The following is a 21,319-nucleotide window of genomic DNA, read 5'->3' as shown; positions in this document are numbered from 1 at the left end:
ACTGACCGTGCTCCACGGTTCCGCCACGGCGGACCGATCGGAATCTCTTGCGGGCTACCCCAGCACCCGCTCGATCCAGCGCTGCGGGTTCTCGATCTCGTCGGTACGGGGCAGGGCGTCCGCGTCGGTCCACACGGTGTTGAACCGGGCCATGCCGACGGTGCCGACCACCTCGTCGACGAACTTCTTGCCGCGCACGTACTGTGCGACCTTCGCGTCCACGCCGAGCAGGGCGCGCAGCAGGCGTTGCAGCGGGTTGGTCGGCCGCCTGCGACGCTGATCGAAAGCGGTGCGGATCTGCTGGACCGACGGGACGACCGCGGGACCGACCGCGTCCATGACGTGATCGGCGTGCCCTTCCAGCAGGGTGCCGAGCATGAGCAGGCGGTCGAGCGCCTCCCGCTGCGGCGGCGCCTGGGTGGCGCGCAGCAGGCCGACCACGCCGCGCGCGGCCGGGTCCTCGGAGATGCCGCCGCGACGGCGTTCGCGCACCGCCTCGACCAGCCGGGAGAGCATCTCGGCCAGCGGCTCGTCGCCGACTTCGCCGAGCACCTCGACGTTGGCGCGCATGTATTCGGCCAGCCAGGGCGCGGAGGAGAACTGCACTCGATGCGTCACCTCGTGCAGGCAGACCCAGAGCCGGAAATCGCTCGGCGAAACCCCGAGCGCGCGCTCCACCGCCACGATGTTCGGCGCGACCAACAGCAGGGTGCCGTCCGACCCCGTGAACGGGTCGTACTGGCCGAGGATCGCGGTGGACAGGAACGCGAGCATCGCGCCCGCCTGCACACCGGCGGGCTTGCCCGCGAACAGCTTGGTTCCGGCGGGTGCACCACCGGTGCCGGTGAGCTGGGCCATGGAGTCGGCGGCGGCGGTGATCCAGCCGGGCCGGTCGACGATTCTGGCGGCCGGCACCGGGCGGTCGTCCAGCAGTCCGCTCACCTCGCGAACCGGCGCTTCGGCGCGCACGGACGCGTCGGCCAGTTCCGCGACGACCTGCTCGGCCGAGTAGCGCGACGTACGCGGCCCCGCCGGCACCAGGGCGGAACCGGTTTTCGCGGCCAGGCGCCAGTCGACAACGCCGGACAGACCCGTACGACCCTTCCGCCGCTCGACCGCGCCCACCGGGCCGGGCCCGGCTGGGCCGGAGTCTTGCTGGGTCATGGTCAACCACCCGTCACGAGCATCCACAGTTTCGCAGCGTGCCTGCGATCGCATCCAACGCGGGCCTGCTCACCTCCGGTGGTCGATCATTCGACATCAGCGCGAAGGTCAGCACCCGCCCATCGGCGTCCAGCACATACCCGACCAACGCGCTGGACACCGACAGAGTTCCGGTCTTGGCCCGGACCCAGCCCGCGCCCTGCCGGTCTCTGGTGACATATCGGCTGGTCAACGAGCCCGTTGCGCCCGCGACCGGCAGATTGTCGAGCATCGCCGCCAAGGTCGCCGCGATCCGGTCGTTCTCCGGCTTGGCCTTGGTGCCCGCCGGTTGCACCACGGCGGCGCCGGTGGGCTTGGCCGCGGTCGCCACGACTCGATCGAGCAACCGGGCGGGGATCCGGTCATCGACCGAAAGCCCGCTGCTGTCGTGCATATCCAAGCCGGTGAGATCGAAACCGGCCGTGCTCAGCGCCGCACGCACCGCGGCGACGCCGCCGCTGAAGGAGGCCTCGCCGCCGGTCGCCGTCGCGATCTCCCGTCCGATCGCCTCGGCGAGCACATTGTCGGAGTAGACCATCGTGTCCCGCAGCCGATCACGCAACGGCGCCGATTGCACGCTGGCGATCTCGGCCGCGCCCTGCGGCGCGACGCCGATCCTGACACGGGCGGGGTCGAGCCCGAGGTCGGCGGCCAGGCGCCGCCCCGCGTCCAACGCGGGGGTGGCGGTGCGCGGCGAGTACTCGACGAGCGGTTGCAGGCGGCCGCCATCGATCATCACCGGCTCGATCGGAGCGATCGACCCCTCGGGGATGTCGATCGGGTCCCAGCCCTGAGCCATGGCCGGGCCGGTGTAGGCGGAGGTGTCGACGACGATCGTGTCCACCGGTCGGCCCGCGGCTCTGATCTGCGCCACCAGATCGGACAGGCGCGGCCCGTTCGGGTAGTAGCCCTTGCCGTCCGGCTGCGCGGTGAGCGTCGGATCGCCGCCACCGACCAGCACCAATTCGTTCGGCGCCGCACCGGCGACCACCCTGGTGGTCACCCGGTGCTCGGCGGGCAGCGTGAGCAGGGCGGCCGCCGTGGTGAGGATCTTGGCGGTGGAGGAGGGGATCATCGGTTTGTTCGCGTCACCGCTCCACAGCACCATGGCGCTGTCGGCATCGGTCACCTGGCCGGCGAACGCGCCGAGATCCGGGTTGCCGATCACCGGGGCCAGCGCCGCGGCGATACCTGCGGGACTCGGCGCAGGCGCGTTCGAGCGTGCCGGGCTGACCTGCGGCGACGGCTCGACCGCCGCGGGCGGGGCGGCGATGGTCAGCTTGCCGTGCCGGAATTCGGGGGTCCACGGCTGCACTGTGAAAAGCGCCACGACCACGACCCCGAGTAATACGCCCAGCGTGACCGCTACGCCGATCGATCTGTTGCGCCGCCGCCGGGCAGCCAGCCCACCGATGTTCTCGTTGCCACCAAACACGTCGCCGCCGCTCTCCTGACCGATTCCCGCAGCAGCCGCCTGCCGCACCCATCTCCCCGCCGACCACACTATCCTCGTTGCGCAACCGTTCCCCCGAACAACCTGGCGAGTCGGCGCACTCCGCGGCGGCCGAGTCGGCAGTCGCCGAAAAGAAGCCGAGTCGCCGGCTCGGCACCGATGCAGTGAAGGAGATGGCGTGGAGTTCGACGTCACCATCGAGATCCCCAAGGGGTCCCGGAACAAGTACGAGGTCGATCACGAGACCGGCCGGGTCCGGCTCGACCGGTTCCTGTACACGTCCATGGTCTATCCCGCCGACTACGGCTACATCGAGAACACCCTCGGCGAGGACGGTGACCCGCTGGACGCGCTGGTCCTGCTGCCCGACTCGGTGTTCCCCGGCGTGATCGTCGAGGCCCGTCCGGTCGCGATGTACAAGATGGTCGACGAGGCGGGCGGCGACGACAAGATCCTGTGCGTGCCCGCAGGCGACCCGCGCTGGGACCACATCCAGGACCTGAAGGATGTCCCGGAGTTCGAGCTGGCCGCGATCAAGCACTTCTTCGAGCGCTACAAGGATCTCGAGCCCGGCAAGTACGTCAAGGGTTCGGAGTGGGTCGGCCGCGCCGAGGCCGAGGCCGAGGTCGAGGCTTCCATCCAGCGACTGAAGGACCAGGACGGGCACTGAAAGCTCGTCCGGCGCAACAGAAGCGGGGAGTCCGGTAACGTCCGGGCTCCCCGCTCGGCTTTCCCGGCCCGTCGTGGCCGGAAAGGCGAAAAGGGACACCCGGATATCGGATGCCCCTTCTCAGTGACAGGTGGCTCAGTAGTAGATGTAGAGGTCCCAGCCGCCGTAGGTCTCGACGCACTCCCAGTAGTAGCCGCCGGTGCTCGGCGAAATGCCGTCGGCGCGGCAGGCGTCGAAGGTGGCGTAGGTGCCGACGTAGGTGCCGCCATAGGCGACGTCCTGGTATCCAGGCGCGGCAGAGGCCGAAGCAGCCGTCGACACCCCGGCGACGGCGGCGATGGCCAGCAGACCAGCGGCGAGGATGGACTTGATACGCATTGTTGCTCCTGAATGCGGGGCGGAATTTCTGACGTCACAAACGTTATGGTCGGTCGCCGCCTCGCACAGCCACCCCTAGGGTGACCGAAGGGCAACCCTGGGGCGAATCACCTTGCCCACCCTCCGCACCCATGGGCAGGCACGGCGCGTCCGTTCAGGTCCGGACGCGCCGTCGGACTCACTTGCCGCGGAACTCGGGCGCGCGCTTCTCGAAGACCGCCTTGACCGCCTCGGTCAGGTCCTCGGAGGGCAGGAACGCGGCATTCCACGCCGAGACGTAGCGCAGACCCGCGGCGATCTCGTCCTTGCGCCGCTGATCCAGCACGTCTTTGATCCCCTGCACGACCAGCGGCGGGTTCGCGGCGATCTCGCGCGCGGCGGCGTGCGCCGCGTCCAGCACCGCCTCCTGATCCGGGAAGACGTCGTTGACCAGGCCGATCTTCTCCGCGCGCGCGGCATCGATGTCCTTGGCGGTGTAGGCGAGCTCACGCAGGTGCCCCTCGCCGATGATGCCGGGCAGCCGGTGCAGCGACCCGATATCGGCGACGATCGCGACCTTGGCCTCGCGCAGGCTGAATTTCGCGTCGGCACTGGCGTAGCGGATGTCGGCGGCCGCGATGAGGTCCAGTCCACCGCCGATGCACCACCCGGCTACCGCGGCGATCACCGGTTTGCGGCAGTCCGCCACGGCGGTGACCGCAGCCTGCATCTTGCGCAGCTCGGTCAGGAAGTCGGTGCGCGGCGCGGCCAAGGCCCGATCGGCCAGCAGGGGACCGAACATCCCGCTCATCGCGGGCAGGTCGAGGCCATAGGAGAAGTGCTTGCCCGAACCGGTCAGCACGATCGCGCGGACCTCGGGGTCGGAGTCCAGCGCCTGGAAGATCTCCGGCAGCTCGCGCCAGAAATCCGGGCCCATCGCATTGCCCTTGCCGGGACCGGTCAGCGTCACCTGCGCGACGTTGTCCTTCGTTTCGACGGTGAAAGCCTGCCAATCTGTCATTTGTACAGCGTATCGAGACAATATGAGACCGGAACTCCGGGCCGGGGCATCCCGGCGCAGAGGACGCCGCGCAAACCTCACAGCGTGTAAATCCTGTGCAAATTAGCGTCAGCGCACTGGTTCCCGGTTCGGCGCAGGCCGGATCATGGTCGAGTCAGCAAACCTCATTCACCGGGTTCGGAGGAGATCATGCTGATGCATCGCGGAATCGGCCTCGACCGGTTCAACGAAATGCCGCGTGGCCGCGCGATTCACGCGCTGTACGAGTGCTGCTGCAACGTCACCTGGGCGGCGAAGCTGACCGACGCCCGCCCGTACCCCGACCGGGACGCGCTGCTCACCAAGGCGGATGTCGAGCTGCTCGCCCTTTCCCAGCGAGATGTCGACCGCGCCTTCGAAGCGCTTGTGCACGAGCAGGTCTCGTCGCACGACTTGCCCCAGCTCGCGCGGATCACCCGTGCGCGGATCTCTGGGATGCTCGGCCCGAGCGAGGGGTATCCGGAATACTGAGCCGACAGCGCGACTCGCCCGGCGTACCACCCGCAATCGCTCTACCCTGGTGGGATGCGCAGGTCGTCATTGCCACCGGTCGCCTGCCGGGTCGCCGACACCCTCATCGCCCGAGGCCACCACGGCCTGATCATGGCCCAGCCGGAGCCGACGCACACCGCCGCGGACGCCGCCAAGGCGCTGGGCGTCGACGTGGGCGCGATCACGAAATCGCTGGTCTTCCTGCTCGATGACGACCCGGTGCTGCTGCTGGTCTCCGGCGCGCACCAGGTCGATCTGGCGAACACCGGCGCGCGCCTGGAGGGAACGCTCACCCGCGCCCCCGCCAAGCTGGTGCGCGAGGTCACCGGCCAGCCGATCGGCGGTGTCGCGCCCGTCGGCCATCCGACCAACCTGCCGACCTGGGTGGACAACGCGCTGTCGCGACATCGCGAACTCTGGGCCGCGGGCGGGCACCCGAACACTATTTTCCGCACGTCGTTCCCGGAGCTGCTGCGGATCACCGCGGGCCTTCCGATCGACGTGGACTGAAATCGGCAGCTCCCCCACCACGCGCTCCGCACCGGCTCGGCGACCCGGCGTAGTTTCGTCCTGTGACAGAAGTACCACGGCCCGAGACGGAACTCGATATCCCCGATGATCTGAGCGGCATCACCGCCGAGCAGTATCGCGCTTCCATGCGCCACTACCCCGCGGGCGTCACCGTCGTCACGCTCAGTTCGCCGCAGGGGCCGGTCGGCTTCACCGCCACCTCCTTCGCGTCGCTGTCACTGGATCCGCCGCTGGTGTCGTTCAATATCGCGCACACGTCCTCCAGCCTGACCGCCATGCTGGACGCGGAATCCGTGGTCATCCATTTCCTCGGCGAACACCAGCAGCACCTGGCCCACCGATTTTCCCGCACCGCCGAGGAGCGATTCACCGACCGCTCCCTGTGGACCTCCCTGGACACCGGCGAGCCGGTGCTGCACGGCACCCCCATCTGGCTGCGTACCACCGTGCACCAGCTCATCCCCATCGGCGACCACACCTTCGTCGTCGGCCTGGTCACCCGGGTCCACGACAACACCGACGAAGAACCCGCCGCGGCCCCGCTCCTGTACTACAACGGCCGCTATTACCGCCCGACCCCGCTGGGCGACTGAACGAATGAGCGGCTACGCCACCCGCGGCCGCACCTGCACGACCAACTCGGCGTCGAGCGCTCGGGCCAGCCGCTCCAAGACGGGCAAGCTCGGCACCGTTCCGCCCGCCTCGAATCTCGCGACAGCGGACTGGGTCATACCAGCGGCGTCGGCCAGCCTTACTGGACCTCGGGCGACAACTCAGGCGCCATCCAAGGCGGCGAATTCGACATCGACCGGAAAGGGATCGGTCAACCGGAGCACCTCCTGGTGGGTCTGCACCAAGCGGTAGCTGCGGCTCGCCCAGTCGAGGCGGTACTCCTGGATGATCTTCACCGTGCGATCGGCCGCCAAGTGCACGATCAGATAGATCGGGATCCCCTCGTTCGCGTACTCCGCACACTTGTCGACGGTGTCGGTGTACTCCGATCCCGGCGAGACGACCTCCACCACCAGAAGTACGTCCGCGGTCGTCAGTTTCCGATCGCCGTCGATGCACCGGTACAGCGCGACATCCGGGCGGCGAAAAGAAAAACCAGGGCTCGCTGGACGGCTTCGGACGTAGTGCATCTCGAAATCGGTTACCACGCCGGTGCACGGCTCATCGGGGCTCGCCTGCTCCAGAGCGTTCGCCAGCCGACGGGCCACGTTGTTGTGTTGGAACGTTCCGCTGCGGCACACGATCACGTGGCCGTCGACCACCTCGATCTGCCGCTGGACGTCTTCCGGAAGCGCGTCGTAGTCGTCCTCCGTGATGAGGAGAGCGCCCGGGTCGGTGGCCCAGACGGGCAGCATGCTCATAGGTCCACCTCGAGGTCGGGTTGCCGGATACGCCGATAGTATCCGGCAGCGCTGCCGGACCGCGCTTCAGCCGACCAGGCAGGGGCCGCGCCGGTGGGGCGGTGGAGGTGAAGGGCGGGTTTCGGGGGTGGGGTTCCACAGACCGTTGGTGGCGGCGTAATCCCACGTGGGGCCGGTGGTCACGAGGGTGGACACCGCGTCGATCAGGCGGTCCACGTCGGCGGAGGTGGTACCGAGGCCGATGCTGGCGCGCAGGGCCCCGTCCAGACCGAGGCGGGCGAGCAGCGGGTGGGCGCAGAAACGTCCGTCGCGCACGCCGATGCCGTGTTCGGCGGAGAGATAGGCGGCGACATGACCGGGAGCGAATCCGTCGAGCGCGAAGGCGACGATACCGACCGAGTCGGGGCTATCGGACCAGATGCGCAGCAGGCGCACGCCCGGAATCGCGGCGAGGCCGTCGCGGAGCCGGTCGGCGAGCCGCTTTTCGTGGGCGGCAAGGGTTTCGGCATCGATGGCACAGAGCGCGTCACAAGCGGCGGCCAGTGCGGCGGCGCCGAGCACGTTCGGCGACCCGGCCTCGTGCCGCTGCGGAGCGGGCGCCCACTCGGTCTCGGTGGTGCTCACCTCACGAACCGCCCCGCCGCCGGACAGATAGGGCTGCGCCGCGTCGAGCCAATCGCGCTTGCCCACCAGCACACCCGCGCCGAAGGGCGCGTACAGCTTGTGGCCGGAGAAGGCCAGATAGTCGATTCCGATGTCGCGCAGGCTGATCCGGCGGTGCGGCGCCAGCTGGGCGGCGTCGACCAGGATCCGGGCGCCGCACTGGTGCGCGATGGTGGCCAGCCGCTCCAGCGGAAGCACCTCGCCGGTGACGTTCGACGCGCCGGTTACCGCGAGCAACGCGGCGGGCTTGCTGCACAGCTCGGCCACCAGCCTGCCGACGGTCTCCTCGACGGTATCGGCCGCCTGCACGACGCGGCGGCCGCGCCTGGTCCACGGCAGGAAGTTGGCATGGTGCTCGATATCGAGCACCACCGTGTCGCCGGGCACGCAGGACGCGAGCAGGTTCAGCGAGTCGGTGGTATTGCGGGTGAACACCACCACCTGATCGTCGGCGGCGTCGAGGAACTTGGCCACCGATCCACGGGCGGCCTCGTAGCACTCGGTGGAGATCCGCGAGGCGTACCCCGCGCCGCGGTGCACGCTGGCGTAGAACGGCAGCAGCCGCTGCACGCGGTCGGTGACCTCCACCAACGCCGGCGCACTCGCCGCGTAGTCGAAGTTGGCGTAGGACGCCGTTCCGCCCTGCACGAGCGGCACCAGCAGTTCGTCGCCGGAGACCCGGGCGAGTGCGGCACAGGTGTTGTCGACAGCAGTAGTCATCACGTGAATCCCGTCGGCTAAGGGACCCGCGATCGATTGATCCGCCGAGTCCGCGCTTGCCGCGCCCGGTTGGGCGTCGGCCGGGTCGTCACCCGGAGCACCCCACCGCGGAGGAGGGTTGCCGGCCAGCAAGCCGGGGCTTAGCGCTGGCACTCATGACCTGACCCGAGATTGGCAGAAGCGGCCCGGCGCTGTCAACCGCGCGCCAACCCGAGCCGACACATCCCGATCGGGACATGACCACAGACGCGAGTCATTGCAAGCACACTCGCGAGCCGCACGAACACCCCGACCAAGTCCTGCGAGCGCCGTTCGTAATCGAACTCACATCCACCGAATCGCAGTTGCCCCGAATACATCACGCCTCATCCACGGCAAAGCCACAACTGAACAAATGCAGCAAACACACAGCAGCGCCCCGAACCTGAATAAATCGGCGCTCGCCTCTCAGATAACCACAGCGGACCGAACTTTTTCCGGCAGCAAAACCAAGCGTTATCTGTTCGCAGCCGGTCGCCCCCCGATTCGCGATCTCTCAGCGAGAGAGTTGGCTCCGACGCCCACTCCTTCTCCAGCTACCAGCAAGCAGCCGAACCTGAGCGCGGTTGCCGCCGACACGACCACACCGGCCACCGCCGTTCTCGAGCGAAGCGAGACGAGCATTCCCCGTTCGAGCAGCGCGGCAGGCGCCGAGGAAACAAACCCAGTACCGTGGACAGCTGGCCAATCGTGGCATTTGCCCTTTGGTAACCCAACTATGGCGCGACAACGGAAAGTACGAGGCAGGTCGATGGGAGGTTCGCTGAGCACCATGCTCCGAACGGAGGTCGACGCGCCGGTGCGCCCGTTGTCGCGGGGCGACCATGCGCCACAGGCCAGGACGCTGGTCGACATCCTGACCGCTACGGCACTCACGCATCCCGACGCGCCGGCCATCGATGACGGCCAGGTGGTGCTGTCCTATCTCGAACTGGTCGTCGAGGTCGAGAAGACCATGGCGCGCCTCGCCACGGCGGGCGTGCATCCCGGTCACCGGGTCGGAGTGCGCATGCCCTCCGGCACGCGCGGGCTCTACGTCACCATCCTCGCGATCCTCTACAGCGGCGCCGCCTACGTGCCGGTCGACGCCGACGACCCGGACGAGCGCGCCCAGCTCGTCTTCGGCGAAGCCCAGGTCACCGCGATCGTCACCGCCGAAGGCATCGAGACGACGGCCGCCGGTATCCGCGCCGCGGAGCAGCACGAGGGCGCGGGCACCTGGTCGGCGCTTCCCAGCCCCGACGACGACGCCTGGATCATCTTCACCTCCGGGTCGACCGGAACCCCGAAAGGCGTTGCCGTCACCCACCGCAGCGCCGCGGCGTTCGTCGACGCCGAAGCCGACCTGTTCCTCCCCGACGCCCCGATCGGCCCCGGCGACCGGGTTCTCGCCGGTCTCTCGGTCGCCTTCGACGCCTCCTGCGAGGAGATGTGGCTGGCCTGGCGCAACGGCGCCTGCCTGGTGCCCGCCCCGCGTGACCTGGTGCGCACCGGCGCCGACCTGGGACCCTGGCTGGTGCGGCGGGAGATCAGCATCGTCTCGACAGTGCCGACCTTGGCGGCGACCTGGCCGGTCGAGGCGCTGGAGGCGGTGCGCCTGCTGATCTTCGGCGGCGAGGCCGTCCCACCGGAGCTCGCCGAACGCCTTGCCGGAGACGGTGATTCGACTCGCGAGGTATGGAACACCTACGGGCCCACCGAGGCCACGGTCGTCGCCTGCGCCGCACTGCTGAACGGCCAGTGGCCGATCCGCATCGGGCTCCCGCTCAACGGTTGGGATCTCGTCGTGGTGGACCAGGCGGGAAATCCGGTGGCCGAGGGCGAATCCGGCGAATTGGTGATCGGTGGTGTCGGCCTGGCGCGCTATCTCGACCCGGTCAAGGACGCGGAGAAGTACGCGCCGCTACCCTCGGTCGGCTGGGATCGCGCCTACCGCAGCGGCGACCTGGTCCGTAACGACAGCGCGGGCCTGGTCTTCCTCGGCCGCGCCGACGATCAGATCAAGCTCGGCGGTCGCCGCATCGAACTCGGCGAGATCGACAACGCGCTCCAGCATCTTCCCGGTATCACCGGCGCCGCCGCCGCGATCCGAACCACCAAGGCGGGCAACAAGTTACTGGTCGGCTACCTTACCGGGCCGGGATCGGACTTCGACGCCAAGGCCGCGCGAGCCATTCTCACCGAACAACTTCCGGCCCCGCTGGTCCCCCGGCTCGCGGTGGTCGACGAGCTACCGACGCGCACCTCCGGCAAGGTGGATCGCGACGCGCTGCCATGGCCGCTGCCTGGCGCCGCCGAGGACGACGACGACAACGACCTGACCGGCACGGCGCAATGGGTTGCCGGACTATGGGATTCGATTCTCGGTGGAGAAGTCGGCGATCTCGACGCCGACTTCTTCGATCTGGGCGGCGGCTCACTCGCGGCCGCACAGCTGGTCGCCGCCTTGCGCGAACGCTATCCGCAGATCGCCGTCGCCGATCTCTACGACCATCCACGCCTCGGCGCCCTGGTCGACCTGCTGGAACAGACCACGCCCGCGGTCGCCGTCGCCGAACGGGCGGTGCGTCCGACGCCGCCGGCCGCGCAGGCGGTGCAGGTGCTCGCCACTATCCCGTTGACCACACTCACCGGCCTGCAGTGGCTCACCTGGCTGGCGATCGTCGGCAATATCGCGGCTTGGTCCGGCTCGCTGCCGTGGCTGCCGCAGCTGTCCTGGTGGTGGACGCTGGCCGCGTTCGCACTGTTCATCTCGCCGCCCGGCCGCATGGCGATCTGCGTGGCGGGCGCACGGCTGCTGTTGCGCGGCGTCCGGCCGGGCCGCTATCCGCGCGGCGGCTCGGTGCACCTTCGCCTGTGGGCGGCAGTCCGCCTGTCCGAGGCCAGCGGTGCCGAGAGCCTCGCTGGCGCACCGTGGATGGTGCCGTTCGCTCGGGCGCTCGGCGCGAAGATCGGCAAGGGCGTCGACCTGCACACCCTGCCGCCGGTGACCGGCATGCTCGAACTCGGCGACGGGTGCAGCGTCGAGCCGGAGGTCGACCTGTCCGGTTACTGGATCGACGGCGACGTGGTGCATCTTGGCCCGATCACCATCGGCCCCGGCGCGGTGGTCGGCTCGCGCTCGATCCTCCTGCCCGGCACGAAGATCGGCAAGAACGCCGAGGTGGCGCCGGGCTCCGCGGTGTCGGGCAAGGTGAAGGCCGAACAGGAGTGGGCGGGTTCACCCGCGGTGAAAGTCGGCAAGGCGCAGCATCGCTGGCCGGCGCATACGCCCGACCGGGCCCGGCGCTGGGTCGGCGTCTTCGGCGTCACGTCGATGGCGTTGGCCGCCATGCCGATTCTCGGCCTCGGCGCAGGCGGTGCGTTCCTCGCTTGGTTCGTCCGCGATACCCGCACGCTCGGCGCAGGCGTCGTCCGCGCCTTCGCGGTCCTTCCCGTCGCGACCCTGCTCAGCCTCGGCGTATACGCGGCGGCCACCATCGTCGCGGTCCGGCTGCTCAGTATCGGCCTGACCGAGGGCTACCACCCGGTGCGCAGTCGCGTCGGCTGGCAGGCGTGGGCCACCGAGCGGCTGCTCGATTCCGCACGGACCTTCCTGTTCCCGCTGTACGCGAGCCTGCTCACGCCGATGTGGCTGCGCTTGCTCGGCGCGAAGATCGGCAAGAGCGTCGAGGTGTCCACGGTGCTGCTGCTGCCGAAGTTCACCACCGTCGCCGACGGCGCCTTCCTGGCCGACGACACCATGATCGCGAGTTACGAACTCGGCGGCGGCTGGCTGCACATCGGCGAGGCCAAGGTCGGCAAGCGCGCATTTCTCGGTAACTCCGGGATGACCGCCCCCGGCCGCCGCGTCCCCAAGAACGGCCTGGTCGCGGTGCTGTCGGCGGCGCCGTCCAAGGCGAAGGCCGGCTCGTCCTGGCTGGGCAGCCCGCCGGTCCGGCTGCGCCGCACGGCGGAGAGCACCGATACCGCACGGACCTTCGACCCGTCCGCCCGCCTGCGCATCGCCCGCGCCATCGTCGAAACCTGTCGGCTCTTCCCAGTACTGGTGACTTTCGCCATCGGACTCGGCGTGCTGTGCGCTCTGGCCTGGCTCGCGCAAACGTTCGGCCACCTGGCCGCCGGTCTGCTCAGCGGGCTGGTGCTGCTGACGGCCGGTGCTGTCGCGGGCGCGAGCGCGGTGGCCGCCAAATGGTTGCTGGTAGGGCGGATCGGCGCCGAGGAGCACCCGCTGTGGAGTTCGTTCGTGTGGCGCAACGAGGTCTCCGACACCTTCGTGGAAACGGTTGCCGCGCCGTGGTTCGCCCGCGCGGCGACCGGTACGCCCGTACTGAATCTGTGGCTTCGCGGGCTCGGCGCGACCATCGGCCGCGGGGTATGGTGCGAGTCCTATTGGCTACCGGAGGCGGACCTGGTGACTCTCGGCGACGGCGCGACCGTCGAACGCGGCTGCGTGGTGCAGACCCATCTGTTCCACGATCGGATCATGGCCATGGACAGCGTCACCCTCGGCGCGGGCGCCACCCTCGGACCGCACTGCGTCGCGCTCCCCGCTTCGGCTATCGGCGACGGCGCGACCATCGGCCCGGCCTCGCTGGTCATGCGCGGCGACACCGTGCCGGCATCGTCGCGCTGGTGGGGCAACCCGATCGCACCCTGGTTCACGGGCGACCCCGGAGCGAGCTGATGGCGGGCAAGTTCTACGAAGCCCCCATCGATGAGTACCTACCGCAGAACGGCAATCGCGGGTACCGGGTCTCACGATACGAACTGGAGCTGGCCTACCGGGTCGCAGGCAACCGGCTCACCGGACGCGCCACGATCACCGCGGTGACCACCGCCGTTCGCCCGCGGTTCGCGCTCGACCTCGCCCAGGCGCTCACCGTCTCGAAGGTGTTCGTCAACGGAACCAAGGCCACGAAATTCGCCCATCAGCACGGCAAATTGGTGATCACTCCGCAGCAGCGGATTCCGGCGGGCGGCGTGCTGTCGGTGGTGGTGCACTACGGCGGTATCCCGAAGCCGGTGCGCGGACCGTGGGGCGAGGTCGGCTGGGAGGAGCTCACCGAGGGCGCACTCGTGGCCAGCCAGCCCAATGGCGCGGCGTCCTGGTTCCCTTGTGACGACCATCCGAGTTCCAAAGCGACCTACCAGATTTCGATCACCACCGATTCGCCGTACTACGCGCTGGCCAACGGCACCCTGCTGCGCAAGCAGACCAAGGCCAGCCAGACCACCTGGGTCTACGAGCAGTCCGAGCCGATGTCGAGCTACCTGGCGACCATCCAGATCGGCCACTACCGCAAACATCGCATCGGTTCCTCCCAGGCCCCGGTGCCGATGCAGGCCGTCCTTCCGCCCCGGCTGCGCGCCAACTTCGACCACGACTTCGCCCGGCAGCCGAAGATGCTCGAGGTCTTCACCGAGAAGTTCGGCCCCTACCCGTTCGAGTGCTACACGGTGGTCGTCACCGACGACGAGCTGGAGATCCCGATCGAGGCGCAGGGCATCTCCATCTTCGGCGCCAACCACTGCGACGGCCGCCGCGGCGCCGAGCGGCTGGTCGCACATGAGCTGGCCCATCAGTGGTTCGGCAACAGCCTGACCATCCAGCAGTGGCGCGACATCTGGCTACACGAAGGCTTCGCCTGCTACGCGGAATGGATCTGGTCGGAAGCGGCGGGCGGGCCAACGGCCGACCAGCTGGCGCGCGCTGCGCGGCACAATCTGTCCCGCCAGCCGCAGGACATCATCGTCGGCGACCCGGGACCGCGACGCATGTTCGACGACCGCGTCTACAAACGCGGTGCGCTGACTTTGCACGCGCTGCGCTTGGAGCTCGGCGACTCGACGTTCTTCAACCTGCTGCGCGAGTGGACGATCCGCTACCGCCACTCCTCGGTGACCACAGAGGAATTCACCGATCTCGCGGGGCATTACAGCCTGGTGCCGCTGCGCCCGCTGTGGGACAGCTGGCTGCTCGCCGAACCGCTACCCCAGCTGCCGCCGCACGGCGGCGCGTCGATCGCCTGATCAGAACACCAGGTAGCGCGCGGCGAGCTCTTCGACGAGCGGATCGTCCTCCGCGACGTTTTCCAGCGCGTCGAGATCGGTTTCCACGGCGATCTGCCGTGGATCGTCGTGCTCGGTGTCGAGGGGGCCGTCCTCGGCGAGCTGGCGCAGCAACTTCTCCCGCACCCTTGTCTTCAGCGAATCATTCATATTTGGAACTTGCCTCCACGCCTGGCGGCTACACCGGTGTGAGCAGGGTCCCCCACGGCGTATTGCGCAGCACGGTGTAGACCGCCAGCAATCCGAAAAATGTCCACATGGTGGTCCGGCTGATCGACGGCAGACGCATCGTCTGACCGCGCCAAGCCCGGATGGTCCAGTCCGTCACCCACACCGCGAACGCGAGCACCAAGGGAATCGCGAGCAGATTGCTGTGCAAGGCGTCGACGATCTGGCCATCGGTGAGGTTGTGCACGGCGCGCATCCCGCCGCAGCCGGGGCAATACCAACCGGTCAGCGCATAGACCGGGCAGGTGCCGTAGGAGCCTTCGACATGGGGGTCGCGCAGGTGCAACAGCACGCCGACACCCACGCCGACGCCCGCCACCAGCAGCGGCAGTCCCACTCCGCGCCAACGGGTCCTCGGCTCGGTCTCCGTCCTCCGCCCGGCCTCCGCGGTTGTCCCGGATCCGTCCGCGCTTGTCGCGGGTCCGGAGTCAGTGCGCGCGATGTCCACAGCATCAACCGTAGCCGTGTTTGTTGTGCGCCGACGAACTATTCCGGCTGGGCGAAACGCAGCACGTTGCCGGATGGGTCGACCAGCTCGAACCCCGGTCCACCCGGACCGTCCTCGGGGCTGCCGGGCACGGAGTAGCCGTAGTTCTTGCCCGCCAACTCCGCCTGCCAGGCGAATACGTCGTCCACCGCGATCCATACGACGCTGCCGGGCGTGCCGTCGCCGTGATGCTCGCTGAGATGAATCGTCGCTCCGGCCCGGGAGATCTGCGCGTAGAGCGGGAACTCAGCGCCGAAACGGTGCTCCCAGTCGACGGCGAAACCCAAATAGTCCCGATAGAACTCGAAGGTCCGCGCGACGTCGAACATGCGCAGCACGGGTATCGGCGGTTCGAAGCGGATTTCCTCGTTTACCACGCCATGATTCTCGCACCGGGCTCCGACAAGATCGGGTGCGAAATGATCTTTTGAGCGGACCGAATTCGGGGTACTCCTCGGTACAAGCCAGGAATACCGTCATCGACCGCTAGCACTAGCAAGCATCTTGCTAGCACTGTACGGTGACGGAGGACACAAAGGAGTGCTCGATGCTGGTGAAGTCGATGAGGACGCTGGCGGACGCGCGCAATGGCGCGCTCACAGCCGCTTACCGTGCCGGACTGCGGTCCCGCACCTTCCGGACCGCGTCTCTGAACGCCCCCACCGCCCCCTGTGCGGTCATCCCGGTAACCACCAAGGACGGCGCCCGCCTTCGGGTGCATGCCTACGGTCCGGCCGATGCCGACGTCATCGTCCTCATCCACGGCTGGAGCTGCAGCATCGAGTACTGGAATCCGCAGATCAACGCCTTCGCCGACCGATATCGAGTGGTCTGCTACGACCAGCGCGGCCACGGCGCGAGCGAACTCGGCAAGGCCGCGCCGGGCGCGGAAACGCTGGCCGGCGATCTGGCAGCCGTCCTGTCCGCCACGCTGCGCCCGGGTCGGCGCGCGGTGCTCGTCGGGCACAGCATGGGCGGAATCACCGTGCAGGCGTGGGCTTCCGCTTACCCGGACCAGGTGCGGCGGCAGGCCGCCGCGGCCGTGCTGCTGAACACCAGTTCGGGCAACATCCGCTACGACACCGATCTGCTTCCGCTGCTGAACAAGCCGCTGACCTTGGCCGACCGGCCGATCACCGTACTCGGCACCACCGTACGGATGCCGATGATCGTCGCCGAGACATTGCTCACCGCCCCGGTGCCGCTGCCGGGCGGTTGGCCGGCGAGCGCGCTGCTCAAGGCACGCGTGATGACCGAGCAGGCCACCGCGGACCAAGTGGAGTTCGCGCTCGGCATCGTGCGGTCCTGCCGGCCGCTCACCCGCGGCAGGCACGCCGCCGCGCTCGCCGACATCGATCTCGCCGAGGCCGCCGCGTCGCTCAGGGTGCCGACCACGGTGATCGCGGGCGTGCACGATCGGTTGCTGCCCGAGCGCATGTCGCGCCGCATCGCCGACGCGCTCCGCGACGCCGGTCATCTCGCCGCCTACCACGTGTGGCCCACTGGCCACCTGAGCAATATCGAGGCCGCCGACCGCTTCAACGCGGAATTGGCGAGCATCGCCGAGCGCGCCCACCTGCGTTCCGCAGCCGCCGGCTGATCCACCGCCGGCGGGCGCTGGACGGAAGACGTTCTCCTGGGTCGGTCAACGGCGCCCGGCCCAGGAGTAACGGCTTGTGCCGCTTCGGTTTACCCGATCCCACACCCGCGCCCGCTCACGGTAGCCCGCTCCCCAAGCACGGCAAGACGCCGACGCCGATCACCGCGCACGCTGGTTAACATTCTGCGACTCTCGAGCGACACATGGGCAGACAGTTCGGCCCCTATTACAGAGTGGAGCAGCGGTGAAGGGCTATCGCGGAATGACGGCAGTGACTTTGGCCGCTGGGGCACTCGCGCTGACCGCCCCGACTTCGTCCGCGATTCCCATCGGCGTCACACCGGCACGCACCCTCTGCGGTGGCGGCGGTACCGGCATCGGAATGATTGCGGCACAATACGATCCCGCCCGCAACTCCTCCGAGAATCCAACGCTATGGATCCGCCCGGAGTTCGTCTTCACCCCCGAGCTTCCAGGCGGCTCCTGCGACGTAGAGGTCACGGTGTATTGGCGGAATTCCGATACCGGCGAGTTCGGCGGCCTCCCACCGGTCTGGGTGAGCGACGATACGCCATCCGGCGAGAACGTCCACGGCCATTGGATGCCGATCACCATCCCCTCGGGTCTCGGCCGAGCCGAAGTGCTGATCGCCACCAACTATCCTCACCTCCCCGGCAAGGGAACATTCGTCGTCACGTAGTCCGCGCAGCCGGAGTCGCGGGTTCGCCGGTGGCGCAGCGATACCCGGCCGGGCATGGCGACCAGGACCGGGAATGAATGCGGTGGTCGAGCGGTAGAACAACACATGAAACTCGACGACGACGCTCGCGAACTCATCGGTTCCGGTGCCGACGCAACGCTGGTCACCATCAACCCCGACGGCAGCCCTCAGGTATCCGTCGTCTGGGTGGCCCTGCGATCCACGCCGGACGGCGACGAGCTCGTCACCGCCCACCTCGGCGTCTACCAGAAGATCCGCAACGTCCGCCGTGACCCGCGCGTCGCGGTCACCATCCTCTCCCCCGAACGCGGTGAGGTGATGCGCCCGTACTTGTCGATCACCGGCACCGCCCGCGTCGTCGAGGGCGGCGCCCCCGAACTGCTCACCGAACTCGCCAAAACCCTGGCCAGCCCGACGGCGGAGTTCCCACCGGAAGACGCTCCGCCCGGCTACCTCACCCGCATCCGCATCGACAAGGTCGGCGGCATCGGCCCCTGGGCATCCTGAGGACTCGGTCCCCAGCGGAAGCATCTCGCTGGGCCGACCGCACATAGCAAGCGCGGTACGCCATGGCGACGTGCGGCGGACGTCATCGGGATGACGCCGTCAGCGAACGAATCAGCGCGACTCGGCAACAGACTCTTGACTCGTTCCAGAAAACGGACAAGACTTCCTTCCGTGGCAACAGCCTCGGAGTTTCAGCAGATGCTGCGGGGAGTTTCGCTGCGTGTGACCCGGCCCCGGGTCGCGGTGCTGAGCGCGGTGCACGACCACCCGCACGCCGACACGGATTCGATCATCCGCGCCGTGCGATCCGGTCTGCCCGACGTGTCCCACCAGACGGTGTACGACTCGTTGAACGCGCTCACCGCCGCCGGCCTGGTCCGGCGTATTCAGCCGTCCGGCTCCGTGGCACGTTACGAGTCGCGGGTCGGCGACAACCACCACCACGTCGTATGCCGGGCATGCGGGGTGATCGCCGATGTCGATTGCGCCGTCGGCGAGGCCCCGTGCCTGATCGCGTCCGATGACCACGGATTCTCGATCGACGAGGCCGAGGTCATCTACTGGGGCCTGTGTCCCGACTGTGTGGAATCCCAGGCTTCCCGATCGCATCCGTGATCGCAGCCCATCACTCATTCAGGAAGGAATGCCGTGTCATCCGATAGCCGCCCACCCAATCCTGACACCAGAACTCAGAGCGCGAGCGAGAGCGAGAATCCGGCCATCCCGTCCCCGACCGCGAAGACGGAGCATCGCCCCCGCAGCAACAAGGACTGGTGGCCGGAGCAGATCGATGTCTCGGTGCTGCACGCCCACTCGTCCAAGGCGAACCCGCTGGGTGAGGACTTCGACTACGCCGAAGAATTCAAGAAACTCGACGTCGACGCCCTCAAGGCCGACGTCGCCGCGGTCCTGACCGATTCGCAGGACTGGTGGCCCGCCGACTACGGCAACTACGGCGGCCTGTTCATCCGGATGAGCTGGCACGCCGCGGGCACCTACCGCATCGCCGACGGCCGCGGCGGCGGCGGTCAGGGTGCCCAGCGCTTCGCACCGCTCAACAGCTGGCCGGACAACGCCAACCTGGACAAGGCGCGCAGGCTGCTGTGGCCGGTCAAGCAGAAGTACGGCAACAAGATCTCCTGGGCCGACCTGCTCGTCTTCGCCGGCAATGTGGCCTTGGAGTCGATGGGCTTCAAGACGTTCGGCTTCGGCTTCGGCCGCCCGGACATCTGGGAGCCGGAAGAGGTCTTCTGGGGTCCGGAGGACACCTGGCTCGGCGACGAGCGCTACAGCGGTGACCGTGAACTGGCGAGTCCGTTCGGCGCCGTTCAGATGGGCTTGATCTACGTGAACCCGGAAGGGCCCAACGGTCAGCCTGATCCGGTGGCCGCTGCGCGGGATATCCGCGAGACGTTCGGCCGTATGGCGATGAACGACGAGGAGACCGCCGCACTGATCGTCGGCGGCCACAGCTTCGGCAAGACTCACGGCGCCGGCGATGCCGACTTGGTCGGCGCCGAACCCGAAGCCGCCCCGATCGAGCAGCAGGGCCTGGGCTGGAAGAGCGCCTACGGGACGGGCAAGGGTAAGGACGCCATCACCAGCGGTCTGGAGGTCGTCTGGACCGCCACCCCGACCAAGTGGGGCAACGGCTTCCTGCAGAACCTGTACGGCTACGAGTGGGAGCTGACCAAGAGCCCGGCCGGGGCATGGCAGTGGAAGCCGAAGGACGGCGCAGGCGAGGGTGCCATCCCGGATCCATTCGGTGGTCCCGCGCGTACCCCGACCATGCTCACCACGGACCTGTCGCTGCGGGAAGACCCGATCTACCGGGAGATCACCCGTCGCTGGCTCGATCACCCCGAGGAGCTGTCCGAGGCGTTCGCCAAGGCGTGGTACAAGCTGCTGCACCGCGACATGGGGCCGATCAGCCGCTATCTCGGGCCGTGGGTTCCCGAGCCGCAGCTGTGGCAGGACCCGGTTCCCGACGTCGACCATGAGCTGATCGACGAGCAGGACATCGCGGCACTGAAGAGCAAGGTCCTCGAGTCCGGTCTGTCCATTGCGCAGCTCGTCAAGACCGCATGGTCGTCGGCGGCCAGCTTCCGCAGCACCGACAAGCGCGGCGGCGCCAACGGCGCTCGGATCCGGCTGGAGCCGCAGAAGAACTGGGAGGTCAACGAGCCTGCTGAGCTGGACAAGGTACTGCCGGTGCTGGAGCAGATCCAGCAGAACTTCAACAGCTCGGCCTCCGGCGGCAAGAAGGTCTCCCTTGCCGACCTGATCATCCTGGCCGGGTCCGCGGCGGTCGAGAAGGCGGCCAAGGACGCGGGGCACGACCTCACGGTGCCGTTCGCACCGGGACGGACGGACGCAACGCAGGAGAACACCGATGTGGAGTCGTTCGCGGTGCTCGAACCGCGGGCCGACGGGTTCCGTAACTATGTGCGGACCGGCGAGAAGGCTCCGCTGGAGCGCCTGCTGCTCGACCGGGCGTACATGCTTGACCTGACCGCTCCGGAGCTGACGGTGCTCGTCGGCGGCATGCGCGCCTTGGGCGCCAACTACGGCGGCACCGAACACGGTGTGTTCACCGACCGCCCAGGCGTGTTGACGAACGACTTCTTCGTCAACCTCCTCGACCAGAACACGGAGTGGAAGCCGTCCGAGTCGGCGGAGAACGTCTACGAAGGCTTCGACCGGTCCTCCGGCCAGGCCAAGTGGACGGCCACCGCCAACGACCTCATCTTCGGGTCACACTCGGTGCTGCGTGCGATGGCCGAGGTGTACGCACAGCACGACGCCAAGGAACGGTTCGTGAACGACTTCGTCGGCGCGTGGGTCAAGGTGGTCAACAACGACCGGTTCGACCTCGCCTGATCTGTATCTACGAGTTCCAGGCCGGCCCTACGGGGTCGGCCTGGATTCGTTCGGGGGGTAACTGTTGGTGCCTCATGTGACCACACCCACCGAACCGGCGATTCAACCAAAGAGGCCCCCGGCGTGAACAACCACGTCAGGGGCCTTTTGTTGGAGCCGCCTAGGAGAATCGAACTCCTGACCTTTTCATTACGAGTGAAGCGCTCTACCGACTGAGCTAAGGCGGCGTGCCTTTCGGCCAAGCGAGTCTATCGTCTCGGGGC

21 protein-coding genes, 1 tRNA gene and 1 riboswitch are annotated in these 21,319 nt (G+C 68.3%); of the genes, 11 read left to right on the top strand and 11 right to left on the bottom strand.

The window, feature by feature from the left end; translation table 11 throughout:
- Window positions 1-54: 54 nt before the first annotated feature.
- Window positions 55-1,164 (bottom strand): zinc-dependent metalloprotease, encoded by a 1,110-nt coding sequence (locus tag ACWPXK_RS04580; RefSeq protein WP_454194722.1) that lies wholly within the window; start codon window positions 1,162-1,164, stop codon window positions 55-57.
- Window positions 1,165-1,177: 13 nt separating this feature from the next.
- Window positions 1,178-2,617 carry a D-alanyl-D-alanine carboxypeptidase/D-alanyl-D-alanine endopeptidase gene (dacB, locus tag ACWPXK_RS04575; protein WP_454195447.1) on the bottom strand — a complete coding sequence of 480 codons (1,440 nt, stop codon included), beginning with the start codon at window positions 2,615-2,617 and terminating at the stop codon, window positions 1,178-1,180.
- Between the two features lie 217 nt (window positions 2,618-2,834).
- Between dacB and ACWPXK_RS04570 the strand changes: the two genes are divergently transcribed.
- Window positions 2,835-3,326, top strand: coding sequence for an inorganic diphosphatase (locus ACWPXK_RS04570; protein ID WP_454194721.1), 492 nt, complete (start codon window positions 2,835-2,837; stop codon window positions 3,324-3,326).
- Window positions 3,327-3,461: 135 nt separating this feature from the next.
- Here ACWPXK_RS04570 and ACWPXK_RS04565 read toward each other — a convergent pair whose 3' ends face one another.
- Both ACWPXK_RS04565 and ACWPXK_RS04560 read right to left on the bottom strand, forming a co-directional pair.
- Window positions 3,462-3,704 (bottom strand): hypothetical protein, encoded by a 243-nt coding sequence (locus ACWPXK_RS04565; protein WP_454194720.1) that lies wholly within the window; start codon window positions 3,702-3,704, stop codon window positions 3,462-3,464.
- Window positions 3,705-3,882: 178 nt separating this feature from the next.
- On the bottom strand, window positions 3,883-4,704 hold the full coding sequence (locus ACWPXK_RS04560) for a crotonase/enoyl-CoA hydratase family protein (protein ID WP_454194719.1): 822 nt from the start codon (window positions 4,702-4,704) through the stop codon (window positions 3,883-3,885).
- 189 nt (window positions 4,705-4,893) lie between these two features.
- Between ACWPXK_RS04560 and ACWPXK_RS04555 the strand changes: the two genes are divergently transcribed.
- From ACWPXK_RS04555 to ACWPXK_RS04545, 3 genes are all read left to right on the top strand, one after another.
- Entirely contained in the window at window positions 4,894-5,214 is a 321-nt protein-coding gene (locus ACWPXK_RS04555; RefSeq protein ID WP_454194718.1) for a 2-oxo-4-hydroxy-4-carboxy-5-ureidoimidazoline decarboxylase, read from the top strand.
- Window positions 5,215-5,268: 54 nt separating this feature from the next.
- Window positions 5,269-5,745: a YbaK/EbsC family protein gene (locus ACWPXK_RS04550; RefSeq protein ID WP_454194717.1), complete on the top strand. Its 477-nt coding sequence runs from the start codon at window positions 5,269-5,271 to the stop codon at window positions 5,743-5,745.
- 146 nt (window positions 5,746-5,891) lie between these two features.
- Window positions 5,892-6,359 (top strand): flavin reductase family protein, encoded by a 468-nt coding sequence (locus ACWPXK_RS04545; RefSeq protein WP_454195446.1) that lies wholly within the window; start codon window positions 5,892-5,894, stop codon window positions 6,357-6,359.
- A 12-nt stretch (window positions 6,360-6,371) separates the two neighbouring features.
- Here the strand turns inward: ACWPXK_RS04545 and ACWPXK_RS04540 are convergent, their stop codons facing one another.
- The 3 genes from ACWPXK_RS04540 to ACWPXK_RS04530 form a co-directional block, all read right to left on the bottom strand.
- Window positions 6,372-6,515, bottom strand: coding sequence for a helix-turn-helix domain-containing protein (locus tag ACWPXK_RS04540; protein ID WP_454195445.1), 144 nt, complete (start codon window positions 6,513-6,515; stop codon window positions 6,372-6,374).
- Between the two features lie 24 nt (window positions 6,516-6,539).
- Entirely contained in the window at window positions 6,540-7,139 is a 600-nt protein-coding gene (locus ACWPXK_RS04535; protein ID WP_454194716.1) for a Uma2 family endonuclease, read from the bottom strand.
- A gap of 66 nt (window positions 7,140-7,205) precedes the next feature.
- A complete protein-coding gene (locus tag ACWPXK_RS04530; protein WP_454194715.1) occupies window positions 7,206-8,522 on the bottom strand; it encodes an aminotransferase class V-fold PLP-dependent enzyme in 1,317 nt (438 codons plus the stop codon).
- 47 nt (window positions 8,523-8,569) lie between these two features.
- Window positions 8,570-8,683, bottom strand: a riboswitch (SAM riboswitch).
- 650 nt (window positions 8,684-9,333) lie between these two features.
- On the opposite strand from ACWPXK_RS04530, the gene ACWPXK_RS04525 reads away from it, so the two are divergent.
- Window positions 9,334-13,248, top strand: a complete 3,915-nt coding sequence (locus ACWPXK_RS04525) for a Pls/PosA family non-ribosomal peptide synthetase (RefSeq protein ID WP_454194714.1) — start codon at window positions 9,334-9,336, stop codon at window positions 13,246-13,248.
- Window positions 13,248-14,594, top strand: a complete 1,347-nt coding sequence (locus tag ACWPXK_RS04520; protein ID WP_454195444.1) for a M1 family metallopeptidase — start codon at window positions 13,248-13,250, stop codon at window positions 14,592-14,594. The genes ACWPXK_RS04525 and ACWPXK_RS04520 overlap by 1 nt, the downstream gene beginning before the upstream one ends.
- Here ACWPXK_RS04520 and ACWPXK_RS04515 read toward each other — a convergent pair whose 3' ends face one another.
- From ACWPXK_RS04515 to ACWPXK_RS04505, 3 genes are all read right to left on the bottom strand, one after another.
- Window positions 14,595-14,783, bottom strand: coding sequence for a hypothetical protein (locus tag ACWPXK_RS04515; protein ID WP_454194713.1), 189 nt, complete (start codon window positions 14,781-14,783; stop codon window positions 14,595-14,597).
- 28 nt (window positions 14,784-14,811) lie between these two features.
- Window positions 14,812-15,198 (bottom strand): DUF2752 domain-containing protein, encoded by a 387-nt coding sequence (locus tag ACWPXK_RS04510; protein WP_454194712.1) that lies wholly within the window; start codon window positions 15,196-15,198, stop codon window positions 14,812-14,814.
- A gap of 149 nt (window positions 15,199-15,347) precedes the next feature.
- The gene (locus ACWPXK_RS04505) at window positions 15,348-15,725 is read right to left on the bottom strand and encodes a glyoxalase superfamily protein (RefSeq protein WP_454194711.1); all 378 of its coding nucleotides are present in this window, start codon (window positions 15,723-15,725) and stop codon (window positions 15,348-15,350) included.
- 143 nt (window positions 15,726-15,868) lie between these two features.
- On the opposite strand from ACWPXK_RS04505, the gene ACWPXK_RS04500 reads away from it, so the two are divergent.
- The 5 genes from ACWPXK_RS04500 (at window position 15,869) to katG (ending at window position 21,056) form a co-directional block, all read left to right on the top strand.
- Window positions 15,869-16,948 (top strand): alpha/beta fold hydrolase, encoded by a 1,080-nt coding sequence (locus tag ACWPXK_RS04500; RefSeq protein WP_454194710.1) that lies wholly within the window; start codon window positions 15,869-15,871, stop codon window positions 16,946-16,948.
- A gap of 262 nt (window positions 16,949-17,210) precedes the next feature.
- Window positions 17,211-17,648 (top strand): hypothetical protein, encoded by a 438-nt coding sequence (locus ACWPXK_RS04495; RefSeq protein ID WP_454194709.1) that lies wholly within the window; start codon window positions 17,211-17,213, stop codon window positions 17,646-17,648.
- 105 nt (window positions 17,649-17,753) lie between these two features.
- Complete coding sequence (locus tag ACWPXK_RS04490) at window positions 17,754-18,176, top strand: PPOX class F420-dependent oxidoreductase (RefSeq protein ID WP_454194708.1); 423 nt, start codon at window positions 17,754-17,756, stop codon at window positions 18,174-18,176.
- A gap of 198 nt (window positions 18,177-18,374) precedes the next feature.
- The gene (locus ACWPXK_RS04485; protein ID WP_454195443.1) at window positions 18,375-18,791 is read left to right on the top strand and encodes a Fur family transcriptional regulator; all 417 of its coding nucleotides are present in this window, start codon (window positions 18,375-18,377) and stop codon (window positions 18,789-18,791) included.
- Window positions 18,792-18,824: 33 nt separating this feature from the next.
- Window positions 18,825-21,056: a catalase/peroxidase HPI gene (gene katG, locus ACWPXK_RS04480; protein WP_454194707.1), complete on the top strand. Its 2,232-nt coding sequence runs from the start codon at window positions 18,825-18,827 to the stop codon at window positions 21,054-21,056.
- A gap of 151 nt (window positions 21,057-21,207) precedes the next feature.
- Here the strand turns inward: katG and ACWPXK_RS04475 are convergent.
- Window positions 21,208-21,283: transfer RNA gene (locus tag ACWPXK_RS04475), tRNA-Thr, on the bottom strand.
- Between the last annotated feature and the right edge of the window lie 36 nt (window positions 21,284-21,319).

It is taken from the genome of Nocardia sp. Marseille-Q1738 (genome assembly GCF_965283145.1).
This window is presented reverse-complemented; position numbering and strand designations above follow the sequence as displayed.